This is a genomic window from Sporomusa rhizae (assembly GCF_041428845.1).
GTDB lineage: Bacteria > Bacillota > Negativicutes > Sporomusales > Sporomusaceae > Sporomusa > Sporomusa rhizae.
The window spans coordinates 1,846,411-1,860,932 of sequence record NZ_CP156925.1; the positions used below are offsets into that span (position 1 = coordinate 1,846,411).

The 14,522-nt window shown below is 43.6% G+C and carries 17 protein-coding genes; 16 read left to right on the forward strand and 1 reads right to left on the reverse strand.

Features of this window, described 5'->3' with window-relative positions; all coding sequences use genetic code 11:
- Positions 1-10 precede the first annotated feature (10 nt).
- The 6 genes from SRRS_RS08200 (at position 11) to SRRS_RS08225 (ending at position 3,842) form a co-directional block, all read left to right on the forward strand.
- A complete protein-coding gene (locus tag SRRS_RS08200; RefSeq protein WP_371367871.1) occupies positions 11-298 on the forward strand; it encodes a hypothetical protein in 288 nt (95 codons plus the stop codon).
- Positions 298-648, forward strand: coding sequence for a hypothetical protein (locus SRRS_RS08205; protein WP_371367873.1), 351 nt, complete (start codon positions 298-300; stop codon positions 646-648). Before SRRS_RS08200 ends, SRRS_RS08205 begins: the two co-directional genes overlap by 1 nt.
- Positions 645-2,630: a DNA topoisomerase 3 gene (locus SRRS_RS08210; RefSeq protein ID WP_371367875.1), complete on the forward strand. Its 1,986-nt coding sequence runs from the start codon at positions 645-647 to the stop codon at positions 2,628-2,630. Before SRRS_RS08205 ends, SRRS_RS08210 begins: the two co-directional genes overlap by 4 nt.
- A gap of 201 nt (positions 2,631-2,831) precedes the next feature.
- Complete coding sequence (locus tag SRRS_RS08215; protein WP_371367876.1) at positions 2,832-3,254, forward strand: RNA polymerase sigma factor; 423 nt, start codon at positions 2,832-2,834, stop codon at positions 3,252-3,254.
- Complete coding sequence (locus SRRS_RS08220) at positions 3,232-3,495, forward strand: helix-turn-helix domain-containing protein (protein WP_371367878.1); 264 nt, start codon at positions 3,232-3,234, stop codon at positions 3,493-3,495. The genes SRRS_RS08215 and SRRS_RS08220 overlap by 23 nt, the downstream gene beginning before the upstream one ends.
- A gap of 209 nt (positions 3,496-3,704) precedes the next feature.
- Positions 3,705-3,842: a hypothetical protein gene (locus SRRS_RS08225; protein ID WP_371367880.1), complete on the forward strand. Its 138-nt coding sequence runs from the start codon at positions 3,705-3,707 to the stop codon at positions 3,840-3,842.
- Between the two features lie 3 nt (positions 3,843-3,845).
- Here SRRS_RS08225 and SRRS_RS08230 read toward each other — a convergent pair whose 3' ends face one another.
- On the reverse strand, positions 3,846-4,031 hold the full coding sequence (locus tag SRRS_RS08230) for a CopG family ribbon-helix-helix protein (RefSeq protein ID WP_371367882.1): 186 nt from the start codon (positions 4,029-4,031) through the stop codon (positions 3,846-3,848).
- Positions 4,032-4,185: 154 nt separating this feature from the next.
- Between SRRS_RS08230 and SRRS_RS08235 the strand changes: the two genes are divergently transcribed.
- The 10 genes from SRRS_RS08235 to SRRS_RS08280 all read left to right on the forward strand — a co-directional run bounded on the left by SRRS_RS08235 (position 4,186) and on the right by SRRS_RS08280 (position 14,513).
- Entirely contained in the window at positions 4,186-5,703 is a 1,518-nt protein-coding gene (locus SRRS_RS08235; RefSeq protein ID WP_371367884.1) for a recombinase family protein, read from the forward strand.
- Between the two features lie 14 nt (positions 5,704-5,717).
- Positions 5,718-5,882: a DUF255 domain-containing protein gene (locus SRRS_RS08240; RefSeq protein WP_371367886.1), complete on the forward strand. Its 165-nt coding sequence runs from the start codon at positions 5,718-5,720 to the stop codon at positions 5,880-5,882.
- A 37-nt stretch (positions 5,883-5,919) separates the two neighbouring features.
- On the forward strand, positions 5,920-7,836 hold the full coding sequence (locus SRRS_RS08245) for a thioredoxin domain-containing protein (protein WP_371367888.1): 1,917 nt from the start codon (positions 5,920-5,922) through the stop codon (positions 7,834-7,836).
- A gap of 110 nt (positions 7,837-7,946) precedes the next feature.
- Positions 7,947-8,459, forward strand: a complete 513-nt coding sequence (locus SRRS_RS08250) for a ferritin (RefSeq protein ID WP_371367890.1) — start codon at positions 7,947-7,949, stop codon at positions 8,457-8,459.
- Positions 8,460-8,537: 78 nt separating this feature from the next.
- Positions 8,538-10,220 (forward strand): FAD-dependent oxidoreductase, encoded by a 1,683-nt coding sequence (locus SRRS_RS08255; protein ID WP_371367892.1) that lies wholly within the window; start codon positions 8,538-8,540, stop codon positions 10,218-10,220.
- A 61-nt stretch (positions 10,221-10,281) separates the two neighbouring features.
- The gene (gene splB, locus SRRS_RS08260; protein WP_371367894.1) at positions 10,282-11,307 is read left to right on the forward strand and encodes a spore photoproduct lyase; all 1,026 of its coding nucleotides are present in this window, start codon (positions 10,282-10,284) and stop codon (positions 11,305-11,307) included.
- 154 nt (positions 11,308-11,461) lie between these two features.
- Complete coding sequence (motA, locus tag SRRS_RS08265) at positions 11,462-12,247, forward strand: flagellar motor stator protein MotA (protein ID WP_371367896.1); 786 nt, start codon at positions 11,462-11,464, stop codon at positions 12,245-12,247.
- Positions 12,247-13,017 (forward strand): flagellar motor protein MotB, encoded by a 771-nt coding sequence (locus SRRS_RS08270; protein WP_371367898.1) that lies wholly within the window; start codon positions 12,247-12,249, stop codon positions 13,015-13,017. Before motA ends, SRRS_RS08270 begins: the two co-directional genes overlap by 1 nt.
- Before the next feature lie 343 nt (positions 13,018-13,360).
- Entirely contained in the window at positions 13,361-13,801 is a 441-nt protein-coding gene (locus SRRS_RS08275) for a GtrA family protein (RefSeq protein ID WP_371367900.1), read from the forward strand.
- The gene (locus SRRS_RS08280) at positions 13,773-14,513 is read left to right on the forward strand and encodes a polyprenol monophosphomannose synthase (RefSeq protein WP_371367902.1); all 741 of its coding nucleotides are present in this window, start codon (positions 13,773-13,775) and stop codon (positions 14,511-14,513) included. Before SRRS_RS08275 ends, SRRS_RS08280 begins: the two co-directional genes overlap by 29 nt.
- Positions 14,514-14,522 lie beyond the last annotated feature (9 nt).

Sequence of the window (14,522 nt, forward strand, 5' to 3'; positions counted from 1 at the left end):
GTGGGAAAACATGGATAGGTTAGCGGCAGTCGAGAAAAAAATCGAGCAGAGGAAGCTTGCTTTAAAGCGGTTGGATAAGGCCAGCCGGTCGTTGATGCATAAATATCACGTCCATATTTTCCGTGATGCGTTGCAACAGGCCGGCTGGCAGAGTAAAGAGGAATGGAGCGGGGAGGAGTTTTCTTTATTAGTTGGATTTCTGTGCGCCTTGAAATGCCGTGCTATTTCTGAAACTGATCGCCGCCTTTATCTGCACTTTGCAGCAGGCAAAGTAGCAAAGAAAGAGGGGGAAGATTGATGACAATGGCAAAACCGAAAACGATTGTCGAGATGGAGGAACGGCTTGACATTCTTTACCAGCGCAAGCAGAAAGCAGAGCAGCGGCTTAAGAAGTCAACTGCGGAAATGAAAACCTTGCAAAGGAAAATCAGGGATATGGAAGAGGAAAAGTTTACCCGCGAGTGCAAAGAATTTGGTTTACGTTTGGCAAAGGAAAATCTTTCCGTTTCACAGGTGGATGTGGAAAAAGTCGCTCAGCTGGTTGCGACAAATCGAGGAGAATATGCCCGATCGGCAGATTCCGTAGCGCTGGAAAATCCGCTTAGCCAGGAAGAGCAGCCAAGCGCAGACGGGAGGGAATCTGAATGAGAGTTTGGATTGCCGAAAAACCGAGTGTTGGACGCGAACTGGCAAAATATTTGGGGAAGGGGGTACAAAAGAATGGCTATATTGAAATTGCCGGGACAGGCGATGTGGTGACCTGGCTGTTTGGACATATTTTGCAGCAGAAGACGCCGCAGATGTACGATCCACAGTATGCTTCGTGGTCGCCGGCACTGTTGCCGATTGTTCCGCAAAAATGGGAGCTGTTCGTTAAACCGGAGGCTAAAGAGCAGTATCAAACGATTAAGGAACTACTAAAGCAGGCGGACGAAATCGTGCATGTCGGCGATCCGGATCGCGAAGGCCAGTTGCTGGTGGACGAGCTGCTGGAGTATTTGAAAAATAAAAAGCCGGTGAAGCGGCTTTTACTGAATGCTCTGGATGAAATCTCTATTAAACGGGCTTTGAAGGATTTAAGAAATAATGCCGATTTTCAACCTCTTAAGGAATCGGCGCTGGCCCGCGGACGTGCGGATTGGCTGATTGGCATGAATTTAACACGCGCCTATACGGCAATGGCCAGGCAAGCGGGTTATGATGAGGTCATGCGGATTGGCCGGGTCAAGACGCCGACCATGGCGCTTGTCGTCAGGCGCGAACGGGAAATCCGGGCATTTCGGCCGACCAAGCATTACGGGCTTAAAGCGAATCTTGAACAAACAGGAAAATGCTTTTCGGCAGTGTGGCTGATACCGGAAGAGTTTCCCGGCTGCGACAGCGAAGGGCGGATCTTACAACGAGAACGCGTAGAGAACGTGATTCAGGAAATTCTACAGTCCGTAAAAAATGGCGAAGCCTTTCGGGCTGAAGATGTGGCAAAAAAGGAATCCGCAGAGGTGCCGCTTCTGCCGCTCAGCCTATCCGCATTGCAGATTCAAGCAGGCAAGCTCGGGTATACGCCGCAGCAGGTTTTGGATATAGCGCAGAAATTATATGAAATGAAGCTGACGACCTATCCGCGTTCCGACTGTGAGTATTTGCCGACAACTCAGTTCAAGGATGCCAAAGTCATTTTGGAAAATTTGGCATGGTCTGGCTGGCAGGAAGAAGTGGCAGGCGTGGATGTGAACAGAAAAAGCCGGGCCTGGGCTGATGAAAAGGTTTCGGCGCATCATGCGATTATCCCGACAACGCTCCTATGCGATAAGGCAAGACTTAGTAAAGAGCAGCAGGATATTTACACCTTAATTGCCTGCGCGTATCTTGCACAATTTTATCCGCCGCATCGCTTTTCGAAGACTGCTCTTCGTATTCGTATCGGTAACCATACTTTTCAAGGAACCGGAAAAGTGGTCCTGGAAGAAGGCTGGAGGACATTATATAAGGCAGAACCAGATAATGAAAAGCCAGAGGAGGAAGCCTTTTTACCTGATATTCAAAATGGGGATGAAGTAAGCTTACGGGAAATGAATGTACAAGAGAAAATAACAAAGCCGCCGAAACGGTTCAATTTATCCAGCATTATTGAAGCTATGAAAAATATCCACCATTTTGTTCGGGAAGAGACATTAAAGGCGCAGATGAAAGAATGTTCCGGTATCGGAACAGAGGCAACGCGGGCAGGAATTTTAGATGAACTCGTACAGGGAAAATTCCTGCGTGTCGAAAAAAACATGCTTTATGCAACGGATATTGCAGAAAAGCTGTTTGACGCATTGCCGGAATCACTGGCTTATCCCGATATAACGGCAATTTGGGAGGACAAACTTGCACGCATCGCTAAAAACAACTTTTCTTCAGAAGCTTTTCTTGATTCGACCACGGATTTTGTCAAAACACTCCTTGGAGAAGCTAAGGGAAAAACCATTTCGGTAATTGAGGGACAAATCCTATGCCCGGTTTGCAAAAAGGGAATTTTGAAGCGGCTCAGCGGCAAGAAACAAGGAACATTCTTCTGGGGATGTTCGTGTTATCCTGATTGCCAGACCAGATATTCTGATAAGCGGGGAAAACCTGATATCGGGTAAATCTAAAAACTGCCTTATCTTCCGAAAAGTGAAGACTAAGGCAGTTTTTTATTTGACAAATTTTTCTGGGAACTTTGCCCAAATACTTTTTTCAATTGTTTTAGTTATATGAAAGGAAAATGCAGAGAGTGTCTCTGTGGACACCAATAAATAAGAAATGCGCGTTCGCATAGATCTCTCTTTGCTAGGAAGGGAGGTGGTATGTTGGAATGCCAGGAGCGTTTTGATAGTTTTTGTAAAAGCGTCTTACGAAACCATGCTCGCAACTACGATCAAATGGTACGTCGTCGCAGAAAAAGAGAATGTTTCTCGGAAGATATTTGCGAAGACACAAGATTTCAGCGTTTCTTTTCTGTTGTTCCTTGTCAAGATACTTATGTATTTCGTGTATTGGATATGGATGTGAGCGTGGAAGATCTATTTCTCGGCGCAGCTTTACAAGCATTATCCGAGGACCGAAGGGCAATTGTTTTATTGTCGTACTTTTTGGATATGACGGACAGCGAGATTGGTGCATGCCTGCATCTTATCCGTCGAACCGTATCATATCGCAGAGACACTACACTAAAGCAACTAAAAAAGTATTTGGAGGATTTGGCGGATGAAGAAAAAAGAGAACGCTAAATTAAAAAAATCGAAACGAAAACGCTCATTACTTTCGCATTCTGTTATTCTAGCAGCTGTACGGGGAGAAGAACCTGCGATAGGGCAGGTGTTAACGTACTATGAAGGCTATATAACGCGACTGGCATCCAAAGAATTATATGACCGGCATGGAATTTTATATCTTTATGTGGATTACGAGTTGAAAACGGAACTACAGAATAAGCTGATTGCTGGAATTTTGAAATTCCGTGCCGTGTAAAGGAAGATGATCTTTGAAAAAGAAAGTGCAAAAGCGCAGTATAGACTTTGCGGATACAAGATAATGAAACTCCCGTATAGCTATAGTCCGAGCAGAGAGAAACTGTCGCAGGCAAAGGTACGGCTGCATGAGGTGCAGGGGTGGAATTCCCGTGGGTACAGATACCGTCCGCAAAGTTTTTCTTTTATTCCAGTGAGGGGGAGGGTTTTATGGATAATAAGGCATTAAAAATAAAAGTCATGGCCAATACTCCGTCTGAACAAGCACTACGGAGTTTTCGAACAAAATTATTTGAAATGCAGAGTAAGAAAAATACGCGTTCTTGTCCTGGGGTTAAGAAGACATGAGCGTCAATCCTTACTCACTTTGGTATCAGTTTGCATTTTTTGTTTTTGGACGACTTCCAGGCCTAAACGAATCAGTTCGGTAGTTGCTTCCGAGCGTGTTGGATAGCGCTTTTCAAAACGAAAATCTTCTATTTCCTGAAACATATCTTCATCTACGGAAACCATGAATCGTGGTTTTGTTGTTGCCATTTATATCACCTCAACTTATCTATATTATAGCAAGATTGATACACTGATGTAAAGAAACACTCTTGACAGGTGTATCACTGATGCTCTATACTAACCATAGATACACTGATTCAGTGATACACCGCAATTGGTGATTAAAGGTGGTGAAAATCCGATGGACTTAGAAAACAGAACATATGATATTCGATATGTTGCAAACTATCTTAGAAAGTCTCGTGCTGAAAGCATGGAAGACCTAGAAAAACATCGGATGGTACTCACCGAATTGTGTATCAAAAACAGTTTTAAGTTTGTTGAATATATGGAAGTTGGGACATCCGATAGTATTGATATGCGCCCAGAGATTACCAAGCTTTTAAAAGAGATTGAAGATGGGGTATATGACGCTGTTTGTGTTGTTGAATACGATAGGCTGGGACGTGGCGACCTCGGAGAACAAGACAGGCTTAAAAAGGCATTTCAAAAGTCAGAAACGCTTATTATTACGCCGGATAAGATTTATGACCTTAATAACGATATAGATGATACATATGCCGACCTAAAAGGTTTTTTTGCCAGGCAAGAATATAAGATGATTACTAAGCGTTTACGACAAGGGAAGATCATAGGCGCTAGGCGTGGACAATGGACAAATGGTATACCTCCATTCCCTTATGTATATCAGCGTTATCGTGATAAATATAATGAAAAAGGCCTTGTTGTTAATGATGAAAGAATGCCAATATATCGTGAAATGATCGAAAAAGCATTATCAGGAATTCCATCACAGAAAGTAGCTCAAAGCCTGAATCAAAGGGGGGTTTTTACTCCAAAGGGTAATTATTGGAGTGCTATTACTGTACAGAGGCTTTTGCTTGATGAAACACATCTAGGGCGGATTATTAGCAATAAGACAAGAGGTAGTGGACATAAAAATAAACGTCCTAATGCTAAAAACTATGAAGCGATACCTAAAAGTGAATGGACTGTTGTTGAGAATTGCCATGAAGCAGTGAAGACTAAAGAAGAACATGATCGTATTGTTGCTATCCTAAGCAGTAGGAAAAGGATTCCCACAAAAAGCCGGAAGCAATCACATGTACTGACGGGACTTGTCAAGTGCGCTAAATGTGGACATGCTCATACTATTCATCTAGTTGACTGTAAAGCATTTGTTAGGCCATGTGCGTACATAGACCCTCTAGGCAATAAATGCCGTAATAAAGGCATTTTGTCAGATACTTTGGAAGAAATTATTTTGAAAGAAATATCAAAGTATCAGAGCGAAATTATAAATAGCAGTGAAACTGTAGACTGCCAACAGTCCGATAATATTAGAGCAGAAATCAGTGAATTTGAAAACTTGCTTCAAAAGTATAAAAAAGCATTGGAAACAGTAAATGATGCTTATGAACTTGGAGATTATAACCGTGAGGAATGGCAAACAAGAAAAAGAAAATGGCAAAAACTCGTAGGTCAAACCGAAGACGAAATATACGAAATGAAGAAAATTTACCAATCCAATCAAAACATAAGCGACGAGGAACGTAAGCAAAACCTTATAAATTTTCTTGGTAATATCAGAACAATGACCGATAACGTACAGCGTAACGATTTGTATAGAACAGTCATTGAAAGCATTGTTTACTTGCGTGAGGGAAATACTATCGACGTAAAAATTAATTTCAAGTAAGGAGGTGGTCGCGCATGTTATCAGAAAAGAAAATACCCAATAGATTGGTAAACGAGAAATCGCCTTATCTGCTGCAACACGCTTATAATCCTGTGGATTGGTACCCGTGGGGCTCAGACGCCTTTGCAAAAGCAAAGGCCGAAGATAAGCCGATATTCCTCTCTATTGGGTATAGCTGACGACTTGCATTGATGAACTTGCCATTGGTGCCATGTTATGGAGCGGGAATCTTTTGAGGATGAAGAAGTAGCTGCGTTGTTGAATAGTTATTTTGTGTCTGTTAAGGTTGACCGGGAGGAACGTCCGGATGTTGACCATATTTATATGGCTGTTTGTCAGGCGGTAACCGGGCGGGGCGGGTGGCCGCTGACGATTGTTATGACACCGGATAAAAAACCGTTTTTTGCCGGAACGTATTTGCCGAAACATGCTATGTGGGGCAGGCCGGGTTTGCTGGAAGTGCTGTCGCTATTGAAGGAGCAGTGGGATCAGAACCGGGACAAGATTGAGCAGATTGGCGACAAACTGGCTGTGTCACTTAGGGGGCCTTCTGGTAGCCGGGAGAAGGGGCAACTGTCTCAAGCCACGTTAGAACAGGCATTTTCTCAATTGCTTAATGATTTTGATCCGACTTATGGCGGGTTTGGGGCTGCGCCCAAATTCCCGACGCCACACAACTTATTGTTTCTGATGCGGTATTGGCGCCGATCTGGTGACAAAAAGGCGATTGCGATGGTGATTAAGACGTTGAATGCCATGAGCCGGGGCGGGATTTACGATCATTTAGGCTATGGTTTTGCCCGGTATTCGACAGATAATAAGTGGCTGGCACCGCATTTTGAAAAAATGCTGTATGACAATGCGTTGTTATGTTATGCCTATGTGGAAGCATATCAGTGTACCGAAGATCCGGATTTTGCCCGTATTGCCGAGGAAATAATTACATATATGATGAGAGATATGGCAAGTCCGGGCGGTGCGTTTTACTCTGCAGAAGATGCAGATTCCGAAGGGGTGGAGGGCAAGTTCTATGTTTGGTCGCGGCAGGAAGTATTGGCACTGCTGGGACCGGAGCTAGGTGAACTGTTTGTAGATGTATATAATGTGACGCAACATGGAAATTTTGAAGACAGTACCAATATCCTGAATTTAATTCAGCACGATATGTATGATTATGCGGCCAGGAATAACCTTGATATTAACGAGCTTGAAGACAAAATGGCAGCAGCGAGGGAAAGGTTGTATCAAGCCCGTGAACAACGGGTGCATCCATTTAAAGACGATAAAATTTTGACGGCCTGGAACGGGTTGATGGTTGCGGCCCTTGCCAAAGCGGCCCGGGTTTTGCAACGTAAGGATTACGCGCAAGCGGCTGAACGGGCAGTTGAATTTGTTTTTTCTAAGCTGACTGCTGAAGATGGCAAGCGGCTACTGGCACGCTACCGGGATGGCGAAGCTGCCTATTTGGGATATGTCGATGATTATGCGTTTATGCTATGGGGGCTGCTTGAAGTTTATGAAACTACTTTTAACCCCAAATATCTACGGCAGGCTCTGGCGATAAGCCGGGATATGAAAGAGTTGTTCTGGGACAAGATAAATGGCGGTTTCTATTTTACTGGCAATGACAGTGAAGAACTGCTGATGCGTCCCAAAGAAATATATGATGGTGCCGTGCCTTCGGGAAATTCGGTAGCGGCGTTGGCTTTCCTCAAGTTGGCGCGGTTAATCGAAGATAATGAATATATCGCCATGGTGGAAACCATGTTTAGTTTCTTTAGCCAGGAGATTTCCCACCATCCGCGGGCCTATACCTACTTTTTACTGGCAGTTGACTATTATTTGTCAGCCCCCAGCCATATTGTTATCGTCGGGGATAGGGCGGACTCCGGCGTTCAGGCGATGTTGGCGCTGGCGGGACGAGCTTTTATGCCGGAAACTACCATCATTTATAATGATCCGGAATTTAAAACCGATAATAGGGAATTAATTCCTGTAGCGGCTAATCAAATAAGTATCGATGGGCAGCCGACTGCTTATGTTTGTGAGAATTTTACCTGCCAGCGACCGATTCATACAATCGAAGAATTAGACGATAGTGTCAAGCGCAAACAGATAACAAAGATTAATTAATATTTATTTCAAATATTTACTTCAAACTCTTGCTTAGATGTTTTTATATTGGTAAAATATAGTTAAGATAGCCTTAACAATAACTGAAAGTTTGAAAAGGGGTTATGTAGATGATTAAGGAAAAAATGCAACAAGCAATTAACGAGCAGATCCAGGCAGAAATGTTTTCGGCCAATTTATATTTAGCTATGTCAGGGTACTGCATGTCAAAAGGGTTAAAAGGCTTTGCCAACTGGCTGCGGATTCAGTATCAGGAAGAAACGATGCATGCGCTGAAATTACTTGACTATTTGCTGGAGCGCGGCGGTCAGCTTGAGATTAAGGAAATAGAAGCTCCTCCCCAGGAGTTTGGTAAACCTGTAGAGGTGTTTGAAAAGATATTAGCACACGAGAATCATGTTACCAGTTTAATTAATAAGCTGTATGATGTGGCTGTTGAAGAAAAAGATGTAGCTGCCCAAATCTTTTTGCAGTGGTTTGTAACCGAACAGGTGGAAGAGGAAGCTTCTGTTAGCGAAGTTCTTGAGCAATTACGGATGATTGGCGATCAAAACTCCGAATTGTTTTATCTTGATAAGGAGCTTGCAACCAGAGTATTTCAGCCTCCGACAGCTAATCAGTAATTTAATAAAGACCCCTTTTTCATGGGGTCTTTTATTTAAAAACATTAACCCCCTCCCCGGGGGAAGGAGGAAAAAGAAATGAAAAAGGTAGTAGTTATTGGCGGCGTGGCGGCAGGGTTAAAGTCTGCTGCTAAAGTCCGCAGGGAAGATCCCACTGCTCAGATTACCGTGTTGGAACGAGGATCGCTTATTTCGTATGGCGCTTGCGGTATGCCGTATTATGTAGGCGGCTTGATCGCAGAGGTTGACGAATTTGTCAAAACACCGGCAGGATCGATACGTAATCCGGGTTTTTTCAAGAATGTAAAAGATATTGATGTTCGTACAAAGACACTGGTTACAGAAATTAATCGTGAGGCCAAAACAGTAGCGGCCAAAAATTTAGAAACGGGCGAGGAAATGCAGCTGCCGTATGATAATTTGGTTATTGCCACAGGTGCCAGTCCTGTCCGGCCGCCGTTGCCAGGCATTGAATTAAAAGGTATTCACCAGTTCTGGCATCCGGATGATGCGGTTGCTGTGCGTTCGGGAATTGACAAGGGGCAAATTAAAAACGCGGTAGTTATTGGAGCGGGTCTTGTAGGTATGGAGATGGCTGAAGCTTTCAAGACCCGTGGTGTGAATGTAACTGTCGTTGAAATGCAAGACCAAATGTTCCCGGCTTTCTTGGATACTGAAATAGCTGCTTCGGTGACCAAATTCACTACAGAAAACAGTATCAATGTTTTACTTGGGGAAAAAGTGGAGCGGTTTACTGGTGACGATCGTGTTAAAGAAGTAGTTACCGACAAACGCGTTATTCCGGCCGACATTGTAATCTTGTCTATTGGTGTGCGTCCCAATGTTGAGCTGGCTAAGGCGGCCGGTTTGGCTATTGGTAAGACCGGTGCTATTGCGGTTAATGAATATATGCAGACAAGTGATCCTGATATTTATGCCGGTGGGGACTGTGTGGAAAACACAAATATTATTTCCGGGAAAAAGGTATTTGCGCCAATGGGGTCAACAGCGAATAAGCATGGCCGGATTATTGGTGAAAATATTGTCGGCAAGCGTACTGAATTCCGCGGTGTTTTAAATACTGTAGTAGTTAAGGTGCTGCACCTTAATGTTGGTAAAACCGGAATTACTGAACGGGAGGCGCAGGTGCTCGGCCTTCCGTACGTTACAGCAATGGTTGCCGGCCCGGATAAGCCACATTATATGCCTGGCTCCAAACCGATTACCATTAAGCTGATTGTTGATCCGGAAAGCCGCAAGTTACTGGGGGCGCAGGCTTTTGGCGAAGGCGAGGTTGCCAAACGTATTGATGTACTGGCCGCAGCGCTGACAATGGGAGCCACTATTGATGATTTGTTTGATATGGATTTGGCTTATGCGCCGCCATACAGCAGTCCCATAGATAATGTTGCGGTGGCTGCCAATGCGGTTATGAATAAGCTTTCCGGCAAGTTCAAAGGAATCTCTGCTTTGTCGGCAAAAGAGAAAATGGAGCAGGGACAAGCGGTATTCCTTGATGTACGTTCACCGGAAGAATATAATCAGATTCGGATTGCTGATTGCCGGGGAACGCAAAATATCCCGCTGGGACAGCTCAGAAACCGGTTAGATGAATTTAACAAAGAGGATGAAATCGTTGCCTTCTGCAAAATTAGTTTGCGCGGGTATGAGGCGGCATGTATTTTAGAAGGCGCTGGGTTTAAAGATGTCAAGGTTATTGAAGGCGGGATTGTTTCCTGGCCGTTTGCCTGCGAAAAATAGTAAAAGTGTAGCGTAAAAGTCATGACGGCAGTTAACACTAATTGTGAGGTGAACTGCCGTCATGAATACGTTTGTACCCAAACGAGCCTTTTTTGAGCCCAAGGCGCTGGAATATCCGCTGGGAAAAGAAATATACGAGAGGCTGCAGGCAATGAATGTGCCGATAAAATTTACCGGGTCGCATAACCGGGTAACAGGTATCCCGGGAACAACACCGCAGGAAGCGTTTCGGGAAGCCAAACGCACAATGGTAGTCGGAGTGAGGAAAAGCACTGAATTTGCAACTTGCAAGCCGTCTGCTCATTATCAGTTGCCGCTCAACACCAGCTGCCCAAGCATGTGCGAATACTGCTATTTGGCAACTACCCTGGGGAAAAAACCGTATCTGAGAGTGTATGTCAACACGGAAAATATTTTTGCGCAGGCGCAAAGGTATATAGACGAACGTGCTCCGGAGATTACTTGGTTTGAGGGGGCTGCCACCTCAGACCCTATTCCTACCGAGTATCTGACAGGAATTTTATATAAGACAATCGAATTTTTTGGCAGACAGGAGTTCGGCCGGTTTCGCTTTGTTACTAAACATGATCAGGTTGATACATTGTTGAGTGCCAAGCATAACGGACATACCCGCTTCCGTTTCAGTCTCAATGCCGCCGCGATAATTGCTAAATATGAACATATTACGCCATCGATGCAGGATAGGGTAATTGCTGCCGGCAAGGTGGCTAGCGCCGGTTATCCACTCGGATTTATTATTGCTCCGGTTTTTTATTTTCCCGGCTGGCAAGATGAGTACGAGAATTTATTTGCAACGTTACAGGAAAGGTTGCCTGTCGAAGCAAGGAAAAATTTGACATTTGAGCTTATTTCTCATCGTTTTACCAAAAGAGCCAAAAATAATATTTTAGATTTGTTTCCAGAAACAACTTTACCAATGGAAGAAAGTGAGCGAAAATTTAAATATGGTCAATTTGGTTATGGTAAATATATCTATCAGCCCGAGGTCATGAAAGAAATTAAAGAAACCTTGGAAATCAAGCTTTCGCGTACTTTTCCCGAAGCTAAAATTGAATATTTTGTATAAGGTAAAGTTAACTTTTTTGTAATAATTTGTTGAACAGTCCTCCATTTTAGGGAAGGACTTTTTTTTATGTTCAGAGAATCTATTAATAACAAGAAATATTCTGCGATATATAATATAGCGACACTTTGTTTAGATGTTATAGGGAGGGCTTTCATTGGAGAAGTCGACAGTTATTGGTATTATAATGGGGATAATGGCCGTTATTGTCGGAATGGCGCTAAAAGGTGCTAGTCCGTCTGCGCTAATAAATCCTGCTGCCTTTATGATTATTTTCGTTGGTACTGCAGCGGCCTTGTTTAATGCGTTTCCTTTGGAGCAGCTTAGAAATTTTCCGGTACTCATTAAAAAATTGTTTAAGCAACAGGAACTTATTCCTAAACCTGAGCTTCTTAAGTTATTTGTTGAGCTATCGCAAATTGCGCGCCGCGAAGGTATACTGGCGTTAGAAAGCCGGTTGGAAGAGATCAAAGATCCGTTTTTGCGAAACGGTATGAGTATGGTTATTGACGGTATGGACGTTGATTTTGTCCGGGATGTATTGGATGCGGATATCGAAGCGATGGAAGAACGCCATCGTGCCGGCGCTCTTATCTTTTCCCAGGCCGGTATGTATGCGCCGACATTGGGCGTTTTGGGTGCGGTAGTTGGTCTGATTGCCGCATTAGGAAACCTTGCTGATATTGAAGTATTAGGTCATTCCATTGCAGCTGCATTCGTGGCTACCTTGCTGGGTATTTTCACCGGTTATGTAATGTGGCATCCATTTTCAAATAAGTTAAAGCAGATTTCTAAAGAAGAAGTTGAAATCAAACGGATGATGGTGGAAGGCATCCTTTCTCTGCAAGCCGGTGATTCGCCTATGGCGATTGAGTCTAAACTGCTGGTATTTATCCCACAAAGAGTCCGGGAGTTATTGAAGCCAAAACCGGAGGATAAATAATGAGAAAAAAAAGGAAAGAACATCATGAAGAACACGCCGATGAAACGTGGCTGATACCTTATTCAGACCTTTTGACTTTGCTGCTGGCTTTGTTCATTGTACTATTCGCCTCGGCGCAGGTAGACCAAAAGAAGTTTGAACAAATGAAGGCCTCATTTAATGTAGCGTTCAGCGGCAGTCCGGCATTACTGGATACTCCCAGACCAACTCAGCCGGATAGTGGCAATCAGTCTCGTACAGTGCCGCAGTTATCGGAAGTTATGGACAATTTGAGCAGTCCTAATGAAAGAGCCTACATGCAGGAAACAGCTCAGCTTATTGAGTTAAAGAAGACTATGGATAAGTACATAGCGGATAATGGTTTGGGTGGGGACTTAACTACCTCCCTGACTGATGACGGTCTAATGATACGGATTAAAGATACAGCCTTGTTTCCTTCAGGCAGCGCTGAACTTAGACCGGAATCGCGTCGCTTTGCAGTTGAGATAGCCAAGCTAATCACCCCGCTTACACAAAAAGTAACCGTTTCCGGACACACTGACAATATGCCAATTAATACAAGAGATTTTCCGACTAACTGGGAACTCAGTTCCCGCCGGGCTGTTAATTTTATGAAGTTTTTGTTGGCCCAGGAAACAAAACTGGCACCGGAACGGTTTAGTGCTACCGGCTATGGCGAATATCGTCCTGTTGCCGGTAATAATACTAACGAAGGCAGAGCTGCCAACAGGCGGGTTGAGGTATTTATCCAGCGTAATTATCGTCTGTAGTCTGACGGATAATATGCCAAAACCGGTTTATCGCCGGACTGAATTACAGGAAACTATTGCATTTACTATACAATTGGTTTATGCTAAAATGAGGCAATTAATTGGCCTCATTTTTTGTTTGTAAAAAAAGGATTTTGCTGTATTTGCTTGCTTATATGAAAAATCAGCATTATAATGACTTATATTTGCCTTTGATTATAATAGAACTAGATGAAAGTAACTTTCTTACCAACACTCGCCTTTATAAGGTAGTTAAGCTTCAAGGGCGATAACCGACAGATGGTGTAAAAAAGCACCTGAAGCTAAAGTTTATTTGTACAACCGATAAAGGAGAACCAAGAAAATGCTCTTAAAAATGTTTGTAAAATTTTCTATGATTGGCTTGTCGGGTGTGGGCGTTAATATGGCCGTCTATGTTCCGTTGATGGCCATGGGTGTTAACTATATGACAGCAGCGGTCATATCATTTTTAGCTGCTGTTACTAATAATTTTGTCTGGAATTTGCTATGGACATTTAAGGGGCGGGCTCTTGATAAGAGCCTCAAACGCAAGTATATTACGTTCGTAGCGTGCAGTACCGTTAATTTGGTGGCTAATCTTATGATTTTGAGGCTCTTGGTCGAACAGCTGGGTATGAATGCGACGTTTGCACAACTCATTGCTATTGGCGCCACTGGGGCTCTTAATTTTGCCCTTAACTATGCAATTACTTTTAGTGACAGACGCAGTAGGCGCGAGGAGGCGGCAACTACGCATGAAGCTTGTAATTATTCCAACATATAATGAAAAGGATAATATAGAGCAGCTATTGAGTTTGGTATATAGCTATGTACCCGATATTCATGTTTTGGTTGTTGATGACGGTTCACCAGACGGGACCGGGGACCTGATTGAAAGTTTGATGGCCGGTGAGCATAAGGGGCGGCTATTTGTTTTAAAACGGGCAGGAAAACTCGGATTAGGAACAGCCTATATTGCAGGCTTTAAGTGGGCTTTAGACCGGGAGTACCAATTTATTTTCGAAATGGATGCCGATTTTTCGCATAATCCCAAATACCTGCCGAAGTTTTTGGATGCCATCCAAAATTGTGACGTTGTGTTAGGCAGCCGTTATGTGGCTGGCGGCGGTGTAACCAATTGGAGTCTTATCCGCCGGTTTATCAGTTTGGGAGGCAGCCTGTACTCGCGGATTATTCTTAATATGCCGTTTCATGACTTGACCGGCGGCTTCAAATGTTTTCGCCGAGCGGTATTGGAAACGATTAACCTTGACGATGTCAAGTCAAACGGGTATTCTTTTCAGATAGAGATGACTTATAGGGCTTTCTTATTAGCCTTTACCATTAAAGAAGTTCCTATTGTTTTCGAAGAACGAGCTGAGGGGCAATCCAAGATGTCTTCCTCCATTTTCCGGGAGGCAGTGTTAATGGTATGGAAACTCAGAGCGGCTAAGGATAATCTCAAGATTGCTAAAGCGAAAACTAATAAGCGATAAAAGGAGCTT

What these genes read in the sequence shown, in the direction of transcription:
- SRRS_RS08215 (WP_371367876.1), top strand. Translation starts at nt 2,832, where the DNA reads ATGTTGGAATGCCAGGAGCGTTTTGATAGTTTTTGTAAAAGCGTCTTA.
- SRRS_RS08205 (WP_371367873.1), top strand. Translation starts at nt 298, where the DNA reads ATGACAATGGCAAAACCGAAAACGATTGTCGAGATGGAGGAACGGCTT.
- SRRS_RS08250 (WP_371367890.1), top strand. Translation starts at nt 7,947, where the DNA reads ATGATTAAGGAAAAAATGCAACAAGCAATTAACGAGCAGATCCAGGCA.
- SRRS_RS08275 (WP_371367900.1), top strand. Translation starts at nt 13,361, where the DNA reads ATGCTCTTAAAAATGTTTGTAAAATTTTCTATGATTGGCTTGTCGGGT.
- SRRS_RS08200 (WP_371367871.1), top strand. Translation starts at nt 11, where the DNA reads ATGGATAGGTTAGCGGCAGTCGAGAAAAAAATCGAGCAGAGGAAGCTT.
- SRRS_RS08230 (WP_371367882.1), bottom strand. Translation starts at nt 4,031, where the DNA reads ATGGCAACAACAAAACCACGATTCATGGTTTCCGTAGATGAAGATATG.
- SRRS_RS08240 (WP_371367886.1), top strand. Translation starts at nt 5,718, where the DNA reads ATGTTATCAGAAAAGAAAATACCCAATAGATTGGTAAACGAGAAATCG.
- SRRS_RS08270 (WP_371367898.1), top strand. Translation starts at nt 12,247, where the DNA reads ATGAGAAAAAAAAGGAAAGAACATCATGAAGAACACGCCGATGAAACG.
- splB (WP_371367894.1), top strand. Translation starts at nt 10,282, where the DNA reads ATGAATACGTTTGTACCCAAACGAGCCTTTTTTGAGCCCAAGGCGCTG.
- SRRS_RS08280 (WP_371367902.1), top strand. Translation starts at nt 13,773, where the DNA reads ATGAAGCTTGTAATTATTCCAACATATAATGAAAAGGATAATATAGAG.
- SRRS_RS08255 (WP_371367892.1), top strand. Translation starts at nt 8,538, where the DNA reads ATGAAAAAGGTAGTAGTTATTGGCGGCGTGGCGGCAGGGTTAAAGTCT.
- SRRS_RS08210 (WP_371367875.1), top strand. Translation starts at nt 645, where the DNA reads ATGAGAGTTTGGATTGCCGAAAAACCGAGTGTTGGACGCGAACTGGCA.
- SRRS_RS08220 (WP_371367878.1), top strand. Translation starts at nt 3,232, where the DNA reads ATGAAGAAAAAAGAGAACGCTAAATTAAAAAAATCGAAACGAAAACGC.
- SRRS_RS08225 (WP_371367880.1), top strand. Translation starts at nt 3,705, where the DNA reads ATGGATAATAAGGCATTAAAAATAAAAGTCATGGCCAATACTCCGTCT.
- SRRS_RS08245 (WP_371367888.1), top strand. Translation starts at nt 5,920, where the DNA reads ATGGAGCGGGAATCTTTTGAGGATGAAGAAGTAGCTGCGTTGTTGAAT.
- SRRS_RS08235 (WP_371367884.1), top strand. Translation starts at nt 4,186, where the DNA reads ATGGACTTAGAAAACAGAACATATGATATTCGATATGTTGCAAACTAT.